Below are 17152 nucleotides of genomic sequence, written 5' to 3'. Positions count from 1 at the left end.
CCCTCCCCTCAGACCTGTTCCCCGTACCCCGCGAGTGCTTCTCGAGCGGCGCTCCGCGCGCTCTCCGCCAGCTCTGCGGGAGCGACGATCCGCCCCTCGCGCCCGAGCCGCAGCGCGAGCCGCCGCAACGACGCCGGGTCGGGGCTGCGCAGCGTGATCCGCAGGCCGCCCCCGGCCAGTTCCTCGGCACTGTCGTGGGGGTAGTACTCGGCGACCCAGCGCCCGCCGGGCCCGACCTCGACCACGACCTCCGGGTCCTCGGCGGCCGGCTGGACCAGGCCCTCGGACAGGTCGCGCGGCTCGATGGCGGGCGGCTCGGCCCGCTCGTCCAGCAGCCGGATCTCCGCGACACGGTCGAGGCGGAAGGTGCGCCGGGCCTCGGAGAGGTGACACCAGCCCTCCATGTAGGTGTGCCCCACCGCGAAGAGCCGGATCGGATCGACCTTGCGCTCGGTGAGCTCGTCCCGCGCGGGCGAGTAGTAGCGCAGCCACAGCCGGCGGCGCTCCGCGATGGCCCGGTCGACGTCCGCGAAGACCCCGCCCTCCGACTCGAAGGTCACCGACAGCCGGGAGCTGGCCCCGGCCACCTCGCCCGCGGCCGCCTCCAGCTTGGCCGTGGCCCGCAGCAGGGCGTCCCGGTCGCTCTCGCGCAGCCCGGGCAGGGTCGCCACGGCGCGCGCGGCCACCAGCAGCGCGGTCGCCTCGTCGGCGGCCAGCCGCAGCGGCTCGGCGGTGGACTCCCCCGAGGCGTCGGGGTTGCGCCACCAGATGCGCTCCCCGTCGGTGTCGATGTCGAGCAGGTCCCCGCCCCGGAAGCTCGTCCCGCACATGGGCAGCACGTCGAGGTCCGAGATCAGCTCGTCCTCGGTGATCCCGAAGGCGCGCGCGACGTCCGCAACGTGCGCACCGGGGCGCTCGCGCAGGTAGGTCACCAGGGACAGCATCCGGCGGGTCTGGTCGATGGCGTTGGCAGCCATGCTGGTACGTCTCCCCCTCAGGGCACGTCCGTGGACGTCGCTGTTGTCGCTGTTGTCGCTGTTGTCGAACGGTGCGGCCGCGGGTCGGCCGCCGGGCACACGGTCCCCGGTCAGGCGCCGGCCACGGCCCGCAGCCGGTCCACCACGTCCGCCCGCAGGTCGGCGGGACCGACCACCACGACATCGGGCCCGAACTCCACCAGCCAGGCGTCCAGCCCGTGCCCGTACGGGATCTCCAGCTCGTCCCAGCCGTCCCCGCCCTCGCACACCGCGGTGGCCTTGGCCCGCAGCGGGTAGCCCGCCCCGGCCCGCAGCCGGATCAGCGCGGAACGGTCCGCGCCCTCCCCGGCCCAGCTGGCCACGGTCTCCCGTACGGTCACCACGTCCGGCACCTCCGCGGTGTACTTCGCGGCCCGCGAGCGCACCTTGCCGGTGATCCGGGAGAGCCGGAAGACCCGCTCCGCCCCGCGGTCGCGGTCGTAGCCGGCCAGGTACCAGTGGCCGCGCCAGCACTCCAGCGCCCAGGGCTCGACCTGCCGGGCCTCGGGCCGGGCGGCGGTGGACTTGCGGTAGTCGAAGACCACCGGCCGACGGTCCCGGCAGGCCAGCATCAGCGGCTCGAAGGCCGCCTCGTGGACCGGGATGCGCGGCTCGATGGCACTGTGCTGGCCCTCGTACGGGTCCTCCGCCTCGGGCATCCCGCCCGCGCGCAGCTTCTGCAGGGCCCCGCTGGCCGCTCCCGCCAGGCGGGCCTGCTGCCAGACCTTGGCCGCCAGCCCCAGGGCGGCGGCCTCCTCGGCGTCCAGCGAGACGGGAGGCAGCCGGTTGCTGTCGCGGCGCGCCAAGTAGCCGGTCTCGCCGTCCAGGTTCTCCACCGTCTCGATGACGAGGCCGAGTTCGCGGAGGTCGTCCTTGTCCCGCTCGAACATGCGGTTGAAGGAGTCGTCGTTGCCGGCCTCCATGTAGGCCTCGATGGAACCGCGCAACTCGCGCTTGCTGAGCGGCCGGCGGGTCCCCAGCAGACACAGCGCCAGATTCATCAGCCGCTCGGCCTTGGCAATCGCCATCGACGCCCTTCCGCCCTTCTCCGCCTGCACATCCGTCGAACCGTCACACGGGCCGCGACCGGTTGCGGACGGATCCGTGACCGTGACCGTACCGCCCCGGCGCGCCCGGGCAAAAGCGAGGGGCCCCCGCCGGCCGGCGGGGGCCCCTCAACTGATCGGGATGTCCGGATCAGCCGACCTTGACCAGGTCGCAGACGAAGATCAGCGTCTCGCCCGGGGCGATCGCGCCGCCCGCGCCGCGGTCGCCGTAGGCGAGGTGGGCCGGGATGACCAGCTTGCGGCGGCCGCCGACCTTCATGCCCTGGACACCCTGGTCCCAGCCGGAGATGACCTGACCGACACCGAGCTGGAACTGGAGCGCGGAACCGCGGTTCCAGGAGGCGTCGAACTCCTCGCCGGTGGAGAAGGCCACACCCACGTAGTGGACGGAGACCCGGTCGCCCTTCTTGGCCTCGGCGCCGTCGCCCAGCCAGATGTCCTCGATCACGAGGTCCTTGGGGGCCTCGCCCTCGGGGAAGTCGATCTCGGGCTTCTGGAGGTCACTCACGGAACTTCTCCTCATACGTACGAAACGGTCAACCGGAACAGTCTTACATCACCGCGAGGATGTCGAGGCTGAAGACCAGCGTCGACTTGGCCGGGATGGTGCCCTGTTCCTTGTCACCGAACCCCATGTCCGGCGGGATGACCAGCAGGATGCGGCTGCCGACCTTCTTGCCGACGATGCCTTCCTTCAGGCCCTTGACCGAGAGCTCGCCCAGGGGCCAGGTGACCGTCTGGCCGCTGGTGTAGGTGCTCTCGAAGGACTTGTCGTCCTTCCACGTCTTGCCGTTGAACTTGACCACGACGCTGTCGGTGTCCTTCACGACCGCGCCGTCGCCCTCGAGGACGTAGTTCGAGACCAGCTTGGTGGGCTCGGCCGTGTCCTTCGGAACGGTGACGGAGACTTCCTGGCCGTCCGCGTTCGTGCCGACCTTGGGCAGGTCCTTGTTCTCCTGGGCGACTTCCTTGCCCGTGGCCGAGGCCGGAACGGTCGCGCCCTTGACGATGTCCACGACGAAGACCAGCGTGGCGTTCGCCGGGATCTTCGGGGGCGAGCCCTGCGCCCCGTAACCGAGCTCCGGCGGGATCACCAGCTCGACACGGCTGCCGACCTTCTGCCCCTCCAGGCCCTGGTCCCAGCCCTTGATGACGGCGCCGGCGCCGATGGTCACGTCGAACGGCGCGGGCCGCCCGAAGCTCTGGTCGAAGGGCTCCTTGCCGTCCCACACCTGGCCGAGGTAGTTGACCTGCGCGATGTCGTTCTTCTTCAGCACCTGCCCGGTGCCCTCGCTGACGGTCACCACCTTCAGCTCCTTGGGCGGGGTGCCCTTGCCCTTCGACAGGGTGGGCGTCTCCCCGAACGCGGCTCCCTTGGTGATCGCGGGGGCCCCGTTCTTCATCTGGGCGGAGTCGGAGCCGCTGTCGTCGCCACACGCTGCGGTCGTCAGCAGCAGGAGGGGTACGACAAGCAGGCCGGCAAGTCGGCGCACGGGTTCCTCAGATCTCAGACGGCAAAGCGGTCGCTCGCCACTCTAAGCCGTGCACAGGGCCCCGTACGAGAGACGTACGAGGCCCTGGCGAGGAGTGCGATGTCACACTGCGGTCACTCTGCGGTCCTACATGCCGGCGATCAGCTTCTCCACCCGGTCGTCCACCGACCGGAACGGGTCCTTACACAGCACCGTCCGCTGCGCCTGGTCATTGAGCTTCAGGTGCACCCAGTCGACCGTGAAGTCCCGCCGCTGCTCCTGCGCCCGGCGGATGAAGTCCCCGCGCAGCCGCGCCCGCGTCGTCTGCGGGGGCACCGACTTGCCCTCGAAGATCTTGAGGTCGTTGCAGATCCGTGCCGCCTGCCCCTTGCGTTCCAGCAGGTAGTACAGCCCGCGCCGGCGGTGGATGTCGTGATACGCGAGGTCTATCTGAGCCACCCGCGGATTCGACATGGTCATGTTGTGCTTGGCCCGGTACCGCTCGATCAGCTGGTACTTCATGACCCAGTCGATCTCGGTCCCGATCCGGTCCAGGTCCTCCGCGTCGATCGCGTCGAGCGTGCGACCCCACAGTTCCAGCACCTGGTCCACCACGCCGGTACGGATGCCCCGGCGCTCGGCGAAGTCCACGGCCTTGTCGTAGTACTCCCGCTGGATCTCCAGCGCCGAGGCCTCCCGGCCGCTCGCCAGCCGCACCTTGCGCTGACCCGTGATGTCGTGGCTGACCTCGCGGATCGCCCGGATCGGGTTCTCCAGGGTCAGGTCCCGCATCACCGTGCCCGCCTCGATCATGCGCAGCACCAGGTCGGTGGCCCCGACCTTGAGCAGCATGGTCGTCTCGGACATGTTCGAGTCACCCACGATGACGTGCAGCCTGCGGTAGCGCTCGGCGTCCGCGTGCGGCTCGTCCCGGGTGTTGATGATCGGACGCGAGCGGGTCGTGGCAGAGCTGACGCCCTCCCAGATGTGCTCGGCCCGCTGACTCACGCAGTAGACCGCACCCCGCGGCGTCTGCAGCACCTTGCCGGCGCCGCAGATCAGCTGCCGCGTGACAAGGAACGGAATGAGAATGTCCGCCAGGCGGGAGAATTCCCCGTGCCGGGCCACCAGGTAGTTCTCGTGGCATCCGTACGAGTTGCCCGCCGAGTCGGTGTTGTTCTTGAAGAGATAGACGTCGCCCGCGATTCCCTCCTCGTGCAGGCGGCGTTCGGCGTCGACGAGCAGACCTTCGAGAATGCGCTCGCCTGCTTTGTCGTGAGTCACCAGCTCGGTCAGGTTGTCGCATTCGGGAGTTGCATATTCCGGATGCGAACCCACGTCGAGGTACAGGCGGGCGCCGTTCCGCAGGAAGACATTGCTGCTGCGGCCCCATGACACAACACGGCGGAAGAGGTAGCGCGCCACTTCGTCAGGAGACAGTCGGCGCTGTCCCCTGAACGTGCACGTGACGCCGTACTCGTTCTCCAGCCCGAAAATGCGGCGGTCCATGACTGAACATTACGCCTTCTGCCCTCTTCTGAAACCGGGTTCGGGAGCGCCGTTTCGATCAGTTCCCCGCAACGGGCCGATCCACGGTCCGATCTCGGCCCGATCGGCCCATCCGGCGCACCCCCCGATCAGGACGCCGACGCGGCTTCCGACGGCACGTCACCGGAGCCGTCCGACACACCGTCAGACGAGGTCGCCACCGCGCGACTGCGGCCCCCCGTGGCCAGCACCCGCTGAGTCACCATCAGAACCAGCAGCGCCGAGGCGCCCGCCACGCTCGCCACCCCGAAGCCCGCCGCGGTACCGCCCAGCTCCACCGCGGGGCCCGCCGCCGCCGTACCGATCGCCGCGCCCACGCCGAAGAACGTCACCAGCCACGAGAACGCCTCCGTCACCGTGCCCGCCGGAGCGTGCCGGTCCACGACGATGAACGCACACGCCAGCGCGGGCGCCAGGAACACACCCGACAGCGCCGCCAGCCCCGTCATCGCCACCGGCCCCGGAACCAGCATCAGCGGCAGGTAGCAGACCGCCAGCAGGCCCACCAGCAGCCGCAGCCGCCGCTCGGGCGCACCGGCCCACTGCCGGGCGCCGTAGAACACGCCACCGATCAGCGCGCCCAGGCCCAGCGCCGCCATCAGCCAGCCGTACACCGCCTGACCGCCGTGCTCGTCCGCGTACGCCACACCGGCCACCGTGATCGAGCCCAGCGCCGTGCCCACGAAGAAGAACGCCCCGAGCAGCGCCAGCAGCCCGCGCGAACGCAGCGCCCCCAGCCAGTGCGCCTCCCGCGGCGCCGAACGCCACTTCCGGGACGGCTCGCTGACCACCACGGACAGCGCGCCCAGCACGCCGATCGCGTTCAGCGCCAGCAGCGCCCCCGCCGGAGACCACATCGCCACGAACAGCGTCACGAGCAGCGGACCGACCGTGAACATGACCTCCTGGGCCACCGCGTCCATCGCGTACGCGGCGTGCACCTTCTCCTCACGGCCACCGAGCACACCCGGCCACAGCGCCCGCAGCCCGCCCTCCAGGGGCGGTGTGAAGAGCCCCGCGACCACCACCGCGGCGTACGCGGCCACCGCCGAGCCGGTACCCGCGAGCGCCAGCCACACCATGCCGAGCGCGGAGACCACCGCGGCCGGGAGCTGGACCCGCGGCTGCCCGAACAGGTCCACGGCCCTCCCCAGCAGCGGCTGGCCCACGGCGTTCGCCAGTCCGTACGCGGCGGCCAGCGCCCCCGCCAGGCTGTAGCTGCCGCCCTCGGCCCGCGTGAACAGCACGATGGCGATCGGCCCGGTGGCGTTGGGCAGCCGGCCCACGAGCGTGCCCACCAGCAGCCTCGCGGCGTGCCGGGTCCTGAGCAGCTCCGCGTATCCCGCGGCCATGACGGCCCCCTTCTGCCCGGATCCAGCCGGGAGTAACCCAAGTAATACGTATAACGTGTCCCGTCATACGTACCATGGGCGCAGTCCGCCGGTCCACCCCACGGAGCCGGCCGCACCCCCCGACCTCGCACTTCAGGAGCCCCGTGTGACGAGACCCACCAGTCGCGACGTGGCCACCGCCGCCGGGGTCTCCCAGGCCACCGTCTCCCTCGTCCTCGGCGGCAAATGGCCCGGCCGCGTCTCCGAACGCACCGCCACCCACGTCCGCGAGACCGCCACCCGCCTCGGCTACCGGCCCAACCTCGCCGCCCGCAACCTCCGCCTCGGAACCACCCGCACCGCCCTCCTCGTCGTCCCCGCCCTCACCAACGAGTTCTTCGCCCGCGTCTACACCGGAGCCGCCCGCGTCGCCGCCGAACACGGCTTCGGCGTCGTCCTCTACCCGTCCCCCGACGGCACCGGCCCCGCCCGCGACCCCTTCGCCTCCGCGCGCGCGGCCCTGGACGGGGTCATCGCCTCCTCCATGGCCGCCGACGCCCTCGCCGCCATCGGCGGCGACACCCTCCCCCTCGTCATGCTCGACAGCGACCCCCGCGCCGGCACCGCCGCCGCCCACGTCAACCTCGCCATGGCCGACGGCATGCGCCAGATCACCGAACACCTCCTCGCCCTCGGTCACCGGCGCTTCCTCCACCTCGCCTCCGCCGTCGACTCCTGGACCTTCGACACCCGCGCCGAAGCCCTCAGCGCCCTCCTGGGCCCCGGCACCGAGCTGCGCACCGTACGGTCCCCCCTCACCGTCGACGGCGCCCGTACGGCCCTGGAGGCCGCCCTGGCCACCCCCCGGGACCGGCCCACCGCCATCGTCTGCGACGACGACATCCTGGCCGCCGGCGCCTGCAAGGCCGCCCGCCGCCTCGGCCTGCGCATCCCCGAGGACCTCTCCGTCACCGGCTTCGACGACCTCGCCCTCGCCACCGCCGTCGAACCCGAACTCACCACCGTCCACCTCCCCGCCGAGCGCGTCGGCGAACAGGGCATGACCGCCCTCCTCGCCGTCCTCGAAGGCACCGCCTGGACCGCCCCCGACCTCCCCGTCCGGCTCGTCGTCCGCGACTCCTCGGGCCCGGCCCCCACCCCCTGACCCACCCCCGGACACGACGAAGCCCCGGCCCGCCGGAACGGCGGACCGGGGCTCTCGCACCACGGGACCTACTCGGCGTCGTCCTCCGGCGCCTCGTCGTTCGACACGGCGTCGGCCTGCACCGCCGCCGTCACGTCCGCCTCCAGCAACCGCGACAGCTGCCGGCCCCGGATCCGCTTGAACTTGCGCTGCTGCGCCCGCGTCCGGTCCAGCACCGCGACCTCCAGGCGCTCCGCCGGAATCGCCTTGTCCGCACCGTTGGCCTGACTGGACAGCGCCTGCACCGCCAGCTTCAGCGCCTCCGACAGGGTCATCCCGTCGCGGTGACGCTGGTCCAGGAAGGTACTGATCTGCTCGGCGTTGCCACCGACGGCGACCGAACCGTGCTCGTCCACGATCGACCCGTCGTGCGGCAGCCGGTAGATCTGGTCCCCGGCCGCGGTCGCACCGACCTCCGCGACCACCAGCTCCACCTCGTACGGCTTCTCGCCGGCCGAGGAGAAGATGGTGCCGAGCGTCTGCGCGTAGACGTTCGCCAGCCCACGGGCCGTCACATCGTCACGGTCGTAGGTGTATCCGCGCAGGTCCGCGTACCGCACACCGCCGATCCGCAGGTTCTCGTACTCGTTGTACTTGCCGGCGGCCGCGAAGCCGATCCGGTCGTAGATCTCACTGAACTTGTGTAGCGCACGGGACGGGTTCTCACCGACGAACACGATGCCGTCGGCGTACTGCAGCACGACCAGGCTGCGACCGCGGGCGATGCCCTTGCGGGCGTATTCCGCCCGGTCGGCCATGGCCTGCTGGGGTGACACATAGAACGGAGTCGACACCGGCTGTCCGTCCCTTTCTTCTGGGCTCCTACGGGGCGACGGATGGTCAGAGCAGGGCGGCGCGCGGGCCGTCGGGCTGCTCCAGCCGACGGTTGGTGACCGTACGGGCGAGCTCCTGCGACTCGTCGTCGGTCAGCCTGCGGAACCCCTCGTCCGTGATGACGGTGACGATCGGGTAGATGTGGCGGTACAGGTCCGGCCCACCGGTCGCCGAGTCGTCGTCGGCGGCGTCGTACAACGCCTGGACGACCAGGGTGGTGGCCTGCTCCTCCGTCAGATCGGGGCGGTAGAGCTTCTTCATGGAGCCCCGGGCGAAGATCGAACCGGAACCGGTGGCGGCGTACCCGTGCTCCTCGGAACGGCCGCCGGTCACGTCGTAGGAGAAGATCCGGCCCTTCTCCTTGCCCTCGTCGTACCCGGCGAACAGCGGCACGACGGCCAGCCCCTGCATCGCCATGCCGAGGTTGCTGCGGATCATGGTGGAGAGCCGGTTCGCCTTGCCCTCCAGGGACAGGGTCGTCCCCTCGACCTTCTCGAAGTGCTCCAGCTCCAGCTGGAACAGCTTGACCATCTCCACGGCCAGGCCGGCCGTACCGGCGATACCGACGGCGGAGTACTCGTCGGCGGGGAACACCTTCTCGATGTCCCGCTGCGCGATCATGTTCCCCATGGTCGCCCGCCGGTCACCGGCGAGGACGACCCCACCGGGGAAGGTGGCGGCGACGATGGTCGTCCCGTGCGGCGCCTCGATGACGCCCTCCGGCAGCTTGCGGTTGCCGGGCAGCATCTCGGGCGAGTGCGCCCCGAGGAAGTCCATGAAGGACGAGGACCCCGGCGTCAGGAAGGCTGCCGGTAGACGCCCTGTGCTACGAGTGTTGGGTTCCACAGGTTTCCTTCCACGTAGGCGGCTGCACGCCTCATGACGTCCGGCCGATCCTTGAACTGGCCCGGTGCCGTTCTGCGGCTGAAGCACCGTACGCCTCGGACCTTACCCGTCTGATGATCGCGATCCACATGCTCTGCCGAACCCGATGGGCGGAGCGGCCGGACCTCGTCCCGAGCGGCGAGCGAGCACCACTCATGACCGGACGGTACGGATGCCGTATCCGCACCGTCCGACCCGCCGCTCCCTACCCGACCTTCGATTCGTAGGTCAAATGGCCTTACTGGCCACCCTTTTGAACGAAGCTTCGCACGAAGTCCTCGGCGTTCTCCTCGAGCACATCATCGATTTCATCGAGTACGGAGTCGACGTCGTCGGAGAGCTTTTCCTGGCGCTCCTTGAGGTCGGTCGATTCCTCGACCGCCGCCTCCTCGACCTCCTCGGTCGAGCGCGTCGCCTTCTGCTGTCCGCCGCCGGTGTCCTTGGTCGCCATGTCTACCTCACCCCGCTCGGTTCGCACGCTCACACAGAGAGACCCCGGATCGGGATCTCCCAAGATCAGACCCTACGCCGGACCCTACAAGGAGGGTCCGACATTCGTCCCCGCAGTTGCTCAAAAGCTCCGGCGCAACGTCCGGCTCTCTTCATGATTCCCGGACCGGAGGCCTTTCAGCCGCGCTCACTGCCCCGAAAGCACCCGGACCAGGTCCTCCGCCGTGCGGCAGCGGTCCAGGAGCTCCTTGACGTGGTTGCGGGTCCCCCGCAGGGGTTCCAGCGTCGGGACCCGCTGGAGCGAGTCGCGGCCGGGAAGGTCGAAGATCACCGAGTCCCAGGAGGCCGCGGCGACGTCGTCCGCGTACTGCTCCAGGCAGCGGCCGCGGAAGTAGGCCCGGGTGTCCTCCGGAGGCTTGCTCTGAGCCCGCTCCACCGCGGGCTCCTCCACCAGCCGCTTCATCTTGCCGCGGGCCACCAGGCGGTTGTACAGGCCCTTCTCGGGCCGTACGTCCGAGTACTGGAGGTCGACCAGGTGCAGCCGCGCCGCGTCCCAGCCCAGCCCGTCCCGGCGCCGGTAGCCCTCGAGGATCTCCCGCTTGGCGATCCAGTCCAGCTCCCCCGACAGGCTCATCGGGTCGCTCTCGAGCCGGCCCAGCACGTCCTCCCAGCGGCCCAGCACGTCCTTGGTCTGCTCGTCGGCGTCGGACCCGAAACGTTCGTCCACGTACTTCCGCGCCAGCTCGAAGTACTCCATCTGGAGTTGCACGGCGGTCAGGGTCCGGCCGCTGCGCAGCGTGATGAGGTGCTGCAGGTCCGGGTCGTGGGAGACCTGGTGCAGGGTGCGTACGGGCTGGTCGACGGCCAGGTCGACGTTGATGAACCCGTCCTCGATCATGGACAGGACAAGTGCCGTCGTGCCGAGCTTCAGATAGGTGGAGATCTCGGAGAGGTTCGCGTCGCCGATGATCACGTGCAGCCGGCGGTACTTCTCGGCGTCCGAGTGCGGCTCGTCGCGCGTGTTGATGATGGGCCGCTTGAGGGTGGTCTCCAGGCCGACCTCGACCTCGAAGTAGTCCGCGCGCTGGCTGATCTGGAAGCCGTGTTCGCGGCCGTCCTGGCCGATGCCCACGCGTCCCGCGCCGGTCACGACCTGCCGCGAGACGAAGAAGGGCGTCAGGTGGCGCACGATCTCCGAGAAGGGGGTCTCCCGCTTCATCAGGTAGTTCTCGTGCGTGCCGTAGGAGGCGCCCTTGTTGTCGGTGTTGTTCTTGTAGAGGTGGATCGGCTGGGCGCCGGGCAGCTGGGCGGCGCGTACGGCCGCCTCGGCCATGATCCGCTCGCCGGCCTTGTCCCAGAGGACGGCGTCGAGCGGGTTGGTGATCTCCGGCGAGCTGTATTCGGGGTGTGCGTGGTCGACGTAGAGCCGTGCGCCGTTCGTGAGGATGACGTTGGCGAGGCCGATGTCCTCGTCGGTCAGCTGGCTGTTGTCGGCGGCCTCGCGGGCGAGGTCGAAGCCGCGGGCGTCCCGCAGCGGATTCTCCTCCTCGAAGTCCCAGCGGGCGCGGCGCGCCCGGTGCATCGCCGCCGCGTAGGCGTTGACGATCTGGGACGAGGTGAGCATGGCATTGGCGTTCGGGTGCCCCGGGACGGAGATCCCGTACTCCGTCTCGATCCCCATTACTCGCCGTACGGTCATGCGGCCCTCCTTGCCCGGCGGCGCTCCCCTTTCGGGAGCGGCGCTCAAGTACCGCTGGTGCTCCGGTGCGTGTGCCTGTGCGGTGCCCGTCCCCGCACTGCGCGTCCGGCGGTACGGAAGAGCCTAGAACCACTGCGCGCTCGTGGGGAGATCATTTCCGTCATTGAATCCGCCTGGTCACCGGCTGAAAGCGGCCGGTCGAGCGGTGGGGTGAAACGGTGGGGTAAAGCAGTCGGCTGCGGATGCCCGGGAAGGCATCCGCAGCCGCTCCGGGTCAGAGGTACTGACCGGTGTTCGCCACCGTGTCGATGGAACGTCCGGTGTCCGCGCCTTGCTTTCCGGTGACGAGGGTGCGGATGAATACGATCCGCTCGCCCTTCTTTCCGGAGATGCGGGCCCAGTCGTCCGGGTTGGTGGTGTTGGGCAGGTCCTCGTTCTCCTTGAACTCGTCCACGCAGGCCTGGAGCAGGTGGGCCACCCGCAGACCCTTCTGGTTGTGCTCGAGGAAGGCCTTGATCGCCATCTTCTTGGCACGGTCGACGATGTTCTGGATCATCGCGCCCGAGTTGAAGTCCTTGAAGTAGAGGACTTCCTTGTCGCCGTTGGCGTACGTGACCTCGAGGAAGCGGTTCTCCTCGGTTTCGGCGTACATCTGCTCGACGACGGTCTGGATCATGCTGTGGACGGTGCCGGCCGGGGAGCCCTGGTGTTCGGACAGGTCGTCCGTGTGCAGGGGCAGCGAGGCCTTGAGGTACTTCGCGAAGATGTCCTTCGCGGCCTCGGCGTCCGGACGCTCGATCTTGATCTTCACATCGAGACGGCCGGGCCGCAGGATGGCCGGGTCGATCATGTCCTCGCGGTTGGAGGCGCCGATGACGATGACGTTCTCCAGGCCTTCCACACCGTCGATCTCGGCGAGCAGCTGGGGGACGATGGTGTTCTCCACGTCCGAGCTGACTCCGGATCCGCGGGTGCGGAAGAGGGATTCCATCTCGTCGAAGAAGACGATGACGGGGGTGCCCTCGCTGGCCTTCTCACGTGCACGCTGGAAGACGAGGCGGATGTGCCGCTCGGTCTCGCCGACGTACTTGTTGAGGAGTTCGGGTCCCTTGATGTTCAGGAAGTACGACTTTCCCTGGGCCTGCCCGGTCACCTCGGCGACCTTCTTGGCAAGGGAGTTGGCGACGGCCTTGGCGATGAGCGTCTTGCCGCAGCCGGGCGGGCCGTAGAGCAGGATGCCCTTCGGGGGCCGCAGTTCGTGTTCCTTGAACAGGTCGGGATAGAGGTACGGGAGCTCGACCGCGTCGCGGATCAGCTCGATTTGGTCGCCCAGGCCGCCGATCTTGTCGTAGTCGATGTCCGGGACCTCTTCGAGGACCAGGTCCTCGACCTCGCTCTTGGGGACGACCTCGTAGACGTAGCCGGAGCGGGGTTCGAGCAGGAGGGCGTCGCCGGGGCGGATGGTGATGTCCAGGAGCGGCTCGGCGAGCCTCACCACCCTCTCCTCGTCGGTGTGCCCGACAACCAGGGCGCGCTCGCCGTCCTCGAGGATCTCCTTGAGGGTGACGATGTCCCCGGCCCGCTCGAATTCCATGGCCTCGACCACGTTGAGGGCCTCGTTGAGCATGACCTCCTGGCCGCGCCGGAGGTCTTCCGGGTCGACGCTGGGGCTGACGTTCACGCGGAGCTTTCGGCCTCCGGTGAAGATGTCGACGGTGCCGTCCTCGTTCGCCTGCAGGAAGACACCGAAACCGGCCGGCGGCTGTGCGAGCCGGTCGACTTCTTCCTTGAGGGCCACGATCTGGTCTCGGGCCTCACGGAGGGTATTCGCGAGTCGTTCGTTCTGTGCGGATACGCCGGCCAGATTTGTCTGGAGCTCGACGATCCGCTCTTCGAGAATCCTCGTGTGCCGCGGAGAGTCGGCGAGCTTTCGTCGCAGGACGGCGATTTCCTGCTCGAGATAGGCAACCTGGCCGGCGGGGTCCTCGGACCCTCGCGCGGGCCGGATGCCGCGGTTGATGTCGTCGTCGTGGGCTGCCACGGTCCTCACCTCCTCCAAGGGGAGCTGGACGCTTCCTGACCCTACCTGGGCTGGTGGTGATTGAAACCCCTAGATCACAAAGACGGTAGAGGTGTGTCCGATCTTCACCCTTGCGTACTCCCTCACGCCAAGGAAATACCCACCCATCAAACTCCGGAAGCAGCCGGTTGTAAGGTCGAACTGTTCAACACCCGTCAGGGCCCGCGCGACTTGTTGCGGCTTGTGACCGGGATGGATCACTCAGCGCAGGAAACGGCAGGAGATATGACCGTGCAGCAGGAGGCTCCGACGGGTGGTGCCGGTGAGGCCGGCGAGCCGCTCGAGGTCTGGATCGATCAGGACCTGTGCACCGGGGACGGCATCTGCGTGCAGTACGCGCCTGAGGTGTTCGAGCTGGACATCGATGGTCTGGCGTATGTGAAGAGCGCCGAGGACGAGCTGCTGCAGGAGGCGGGGGCGAGCACTCCGGTTCCGCTGACGCTGCTCCAGGACGTGGTCGACTCGGCGAAGGAATGTCCCGGGGACTGCATTCACGTAAGGCGCGTTTCGGACAGGGTGGAAGTCTTCGGTCCCGACGCGGAGTGACGTTTCAAACACTCCTGGCGGCCGAGTCCGTCAGCTCCTGGCGGAATTTTCCGTCGCGCCAGCGCCACTTGGCGAGCTGTTTCGTGTCGGGGCTGTAGCGCGGTACGTCGGGTGAGGAGTAGCCGACGAGGGTGGCCGTGGCGAGTCCGTCGCGCACGGTCAGGTCGGTGACGGTCTGTCGCCGGGCGGTGTCGAGCAGGGTGGCGACGACGCGGGGGCGGGCGCCTTCGGACCGGTCCCGGGTGAGGACGTAGATCGCGTGGGGCGGGGTGCCGGAGCCGGCGTCGCAGCGGACGGCGGCGACGGTCTCGGGGCGGCCGTCGCCGTCGAGGTCGCCCTGGGCGCTGGTGGTGACGGTCTGCGGGGCGCCCCGGCAGTCGAGGGGGTAGGTGACCCCGGCCGGGTCGGGAGCGGTGGCCTCGGGGCCCTTCGCCGTGGGTTCTCCGGCGGCCGCGGGGGTGCCGGTGGCGGGCTGTACGAGTCCCGCGGCGGCTATGACGGCGGCCATGGCGGTGGCCGTGGCGAGCCAGTGGAGGGGCCTGGTGCTGCTGTGCGCCAGGGATTCCGGGATCGGGGCCGGCTCGGCGGGGCTGTGCGGCACGCGGGGTGTCTCCTGTGCGAAGGGTGACGGGGAGCCAGCATCGTGCCACACCTCACAGGGCGGTGGAACGGTTGGGTCCGGAGCTGGTGCACGGACAACGAAAAGGCGCTGTGGCGCAGTTCCCGGGTGTTCGGGGGAACTGCGCCACAGCGCCTTCGTGTTGGGTCCGCGGGGCTCGGGCCGTTGTGGCGGACCGCTATGCGGAGCGGTCGCTGCCGGGGCCGTCGTAGTCCTCGCCGTAGGCGCCCTTGGCGGGGCGGCGGCGGCGCATCGGGGGCTCGACCCCGTCCGCGAGGCGGCGGGCGGTGACGAGGAAGCCGGTGTGGCCGATCATCCGGTGGTCCGGGCGGACGGCGAGGCCTTCCACGTGCCAGTTGCGGATCATCGATTCCCACGGCTGCGGCTCGGCGAAGCAGCCGATCTCGCGGATGGACTCGACGGTCTTGGACAGCTGGGTGGTGGTGGCCACGTAGCAGCAGAGGATGCCGCCGGGGACCAGGGCCTTGGAGACGGCCTCCAGGCACTCCCAGGGGGCGAGCATGTCCAGGATGACGCGGTCGACGTCGGTGTCGGACAGGTTGTCCTGGAGGTCGCCGACGGTGAGCTGCCACGCGGGGTGGGGTCCGCCGAAGTAGCGTTCGACGTTGGCGGTGGCGATTTCGGCGAAGTCCGCGCGGCGCTCGTAGCTGTGGAGCATGCCCTGGTCGCCGATGGCGCGCAGCAGGAAGCTGCTCAGGGAGCCGGAGCCCACTCCCGCTTCCACGACGCGGGCGCCGGGGAAGATGTCGGCGAAGGCCAGGATCTGGCCCGCGTCCTTGGGGTAGACCACGGCGGCGCCGCGGGGCATGGACAGGACATAGTCGGGGAGCAGGGGGCGCAGCGCGAGGTATGCGACGTTGCCCGTGGTACGGACAACGCTGCCTTCGGGAGCACCGATCAGCTCGTCGTGCGGGAAGGAACCCTTGTGGGTGTGGAAATTCTTCCCGGCTTCGAGCGTGAACGTGTAGTGGCGGCCCTTGGGGTCGGTGAGCTGTACCTGGTCCCCGACCTCGAAGGGCCCGCGTCGGCGGGCGGCACCGGTCGGTTCGGACATGTGACCAGTGTATTGGCTTCAGGACTGGGGCCGTGCCATGGCCTTCACGAAGGCCTTCTCGACGTCGAGGGTGGACAGGACGCCGTAGATGGTGCCGCCGGGTTCGAGGACGAGGTATTCGGTGGCGGGGGTGGCGCGGAGGTGGTCGAGGAGTTCTTCGCCGGTGAGGTCCGCTGAAACCTTCATGCCGTCGGTGAGGTCCTGGGCGAGGGTGCTGACGGCGACCCAGGGGCGGCGGTGTTCGGGGACGGAGGCGATGGCCGTTTCGCGGACGATGGCGGTGGGGTCGCCCTGTCCGTCGACGACGACGAGGGCGCGGGCTCCGGCTTCGTTGGCGCGGCGCAGGGCCTCGGAGAGGGGGGTGGCGTTCTCGACGGGGATGGCGCGTCGGGTGAGGGTGCGGGCGCGCAGTTCCGGGAGGTGTTCGCGCAGGCGGGCCATGCGCAGGCTGTTGCCGGCGCCGGTCCAGATGATGGCGGCGAGGATGGCGGCGAGCAGGGCGTCCATGACGGTGTTCATGCCGCCGATGTCCGCGGTGCGGTTGCCGAGGACTCCGGTGTGGGTCAGGAGGGGGAGGCCGAGGAGGACGGCGATGGCGAGGCCGCGGCCGACCCAGGCGGCGGCGACGGTGCCGGCCATGGGCTTGCCGGTGATGCCCCAGATGACGGCGCGGAGCATGCGGCCGCCGTCGAGGGGGAGGCCGGGGAGGAGGTTGAAGGCGGCGACGAGCAGGTTGGAGATCATCAGGCCGGCGAGGAGGACGCCCGGGACGGTGGCCGGGTCGACGGCCTTCATGCCGAGGTAGAAGGCTCCGGCGAGGAGGAGGGAGAGCAGGGGGCCGACGAAGGCGAGGACGAATTCGCGGCCGGGTGTCTCGGATTCCTTTTCGATCTCGGAGACTCCGCCGAAGAACTGGAGCTGGATGCGGCGCACGGGGAGCTTGAAGCGCAGGGCTGCGACGGTGTGCGCGAGCTCGTGGACCAGCACGGAGGCGTAGAAGGCGACGGCGAAGAAGAGCGAGACGAGGTAGCGGACGGGTCCCAGATCGGGCAGGACGCGGTCGAGCTGGTCGCCGAAGACCCAGGTGATGAGGGCGGCGACGAGAAACCAGCTGGGCGAGACGTAGACGGGTACGCCGAAGGGGCGGCCCATGAGGAGTCCGCCGCCCGGTCCGGAGCGCCTGCCTGCGCGCTCGCCGGTCTCGTCGGTGTCTGCCACGGCTTTCCTTCGTTCGGTGCTGGTGTTTCCAGTGTCGTTCTGTGCGCGTTCGGCGCGGTGCTGTAGCGGGTCGTGATGCTCCGATCATGCAGTGCGAGGGGGCTTGGC

The 17152-nt window shown here is 69.6% G+C and carries 17 protein-coding genes; 2 read left to right on the top strand and 15 right to left on the bottom strand.

What is annotated here, in order from left to right; translation table 11 throughout:
• Positions 1-8 precede the first annotated feature (8 nt).
• The 6 genes from ACGFZK_RS24750 to ACGFZK_RS24725 form a co-directional block, all read right to left on the bottom strand.
• On the bottom strand, positions 9-977 hold the full coding sequence (locus ACGFZK_RS24750) for a helix-turn-helix transcriptional regulator (protein WP_393851038.1): 969 nt from the start codon (positions 975-977) through the stop codon (positions 9-11).
• A gap of 110 nt (positions 978-1087) precedes the next feature.
• Positions 1088-2044, bottom strand: coding sequence for a helix-turn-helix transcriptional regulator (locus ACGFZK_RS24745; protein WP_393851037.1), 957 nt, complete (start codon positions 2042-2044; stop codon positions 1088-1090).
• Positions 2045-2213: 169 nt separating this feature from the next.
• Entirely contained in the window at positions 2214-2606 is a 393-nt protein-coding gene (locus ACGFZK_RS24740) for an FKBP-type peptidyl-prolyl cis-trans isomerase (RefSeq protein WP_393851036.1), read from the bottom strand.
• A 28-nt stretch (positions 2607-2634) separates the two neighbouring features.
• Positions 2635-3576 carry an FKBP-type peptidyl-prolyl cis-trans isomerase gene (locus ACGFZK_RS24735; RefSeq protein WP_393851035.1) on the bottom strand — a complete coding sequence of 314 codons (942 nt, stop codon included), beginning with the start codon at positions 3574-3576 and terminating at the stop codon, positions 2635-2637.
• 126 nt (positions 3577-3702) lie between these two features.
• Positions 3703-5064 carry a Pup--protein ligase gene (gene pafA / locus ACGFZK_RS24730; RefSeq protein WP_030768414.1) on the bottom strand — a complete coding sequence of 454 codons (1362 nt, stop codon included), beginning with the start codon at positions 5062-5064 and terminating at the stop codon, positions 3703-3705.
• A 128-nt stretch (positions 5065-5192) separates the two neighbouring features.
• Positions 5193-6455 (bottom strand): MFS transporter, encoded by a 1263-nt coding sequence (locus tag ACGFZK_RS24725; protein ID WP_393851034.1) that lies wholly within the window; start codon positions 6453-6455, stop codon positions 5193-5195.
• Between the two features lie 145 nt (positions 6456-6600).
• Between ACGFZK_RS24725 and ACGFZK_RS24720 the strand changes: the two genes are divergently transcribed.
• Positions 6601-7599, top strand: a complete 999-nt coding sequence (locus ACGFZK_RS24720) for a LacI family DNA-binding transcriptional regulator (RefSeq protein ID WP_393851033.1) — start codon at positions 6601-6603, stop codon at positions 7597-7599.
• A 68-nt stretch (positions 7600-7667) separates the two neighbouring features.
• Here the strand turns inward: ACGFZK_RS24720 and prcA are convergent, their stop codons facing one another.
• The 6 genes from prcA to arc all read right to left on the bottom strand — a co-directional run bounded on the left by prcA (position 7668) and on the right by arc (position 13547).
• A complete protein-coding gene (gene prcA / locus ACGFZK_RS24715; RefSeq protein WP_329103781.1) occupies positions 7668-8432 on the bottom strand; it encodes a proteasome subunit alpha in 765 nt (254 codons plus the stop codon).
• Positions 8433-8478: 46 nt separating this feature from the next.
• Positions 8479-9318: a proteasome subunit beta gene (gene prcB / locus ACGFZK_RS24710; RefSeq protein WP_393851032.1), complete on the bottom strand. Its 840-nt coding sequence runs from the start codon at positions 9316-9318 to the stop codon at positions 8479-8481.
• Complete coding sequence (locus ACGFZK_RS24705) at positions 9270-9446, bottom strand: endonuclease domain-containing protein (RefSeq protein WP_393851031.1); 177 nt, start codon at positions 9444-9446, stop codon at positions 9270-9272. Before ACGFZK_RS24705 ends, prcB begins: the two co-directional genes overlap by 49 nt.
• A gap of 149 nt (positions 9447-9595) precedes the next feature.
• Entirely contained in the window at positions 9596-9808 is a 213-nt protein-coding gene (locus tag ACGFZK_RS24700; protein ID WP_030016348.1) for a ubiquitin-like protein Pup, read from the bottom strand.
• Positions 9809-9994: 186 nt separating this feature from the next.
• A complete protein-coding gene (gene dop, locus ACGFZK_RS24695; RefSeq protein WP_030389612.1) occupies positions 9995-11506 on the bottom strand; it encodes a depupylase/deamidase Dop in 1512 nt (503 codons plus the stop codon).
• A 274-nt stretch (positions 11507-11780) separates the two neighbouring features.
• Positions 11781-13547 carry a proteasome ATPase gene (gene arc / locus ACGFZK_RS24690; RefSeq protein WP_393851030.1) on the bottom strand — a complete coding sequence of 589 codons (1767 nt, stop codon included), beginning with the start codon at positions 13545-13547 and terminating at the stop codon, positions 11781-11783.
• 264 nt (positions 13548-13811) lie between these two features.
• On the opposite strand from arc, the gene ACGFZK_RS24685 reads away from it, so the two are divergent.
• Complete coding sequence (locus ACGFZK_RS24685) at positions 13812-14132, top strand: ferredoxin (protein WP_393851088.1); 321 nt, start codon at positions 13812-13814, stop codon at positions 14130-14132.
• Positions 14133-14136: 4 nt separating this feature from the next.
• On the opposite strand, the gene ACGFZK_RS24680 is transcribed toward ACGFZK_RS24685, so the two are convergent.
• The 3 genes from ACGFZK_RS24680 to ACGFZK_RS24670 form a co-directional block, all read right to left on the bottom strand.
• Entirely contained in the window at positions 14137-14733 is a 597-nt protein-coding gene (locus tag ACGFZK_RS24680; protein WP_393851029.1) for a hypothetical protein, read from the bottom strand.
• Between the two features lie 196 nt (positions 14734-14929).
• The gene (locus ACGFZK_RS24675) at positions 14930-15826 is read right to left on the bottom strand and encodes a tRNA (adenine-N1)-methyltransferase (protein ID WP_030016358.1); all 897 of its coding nucleotides are present in this window, start codon (positions 15824-15826) and stop codon (positions 14930-14932) included.
• Positions 15827-15844: 18 nt separating this feature from the next.
• Positions 15845-16978 (bottom strand): site-2 protease family protein, encoded by a 1134-nt coding sequence (locus ACGFZK_RS24670; protein WP_393851087.1) that lies wholly within the window; start codon positions 16976-16978, stop codon positions 15845-15847.
• Positions 16979-17152 lie beyond the last annotated feature (174 nt).

It is taken from the genome of Streptomyces sp. NPDC048257, from assembly GCF_043201855.1.
Lineage (GTDB): Bacteria > Actinomycetota > Actinomycetes > Streptomycetales > Streptomycetaceae > Streptomyces.
Note: the sequence above shows the minus strand (reverse complement) of the source record. Positions and strands in the feature narration are given on the sequence as shown.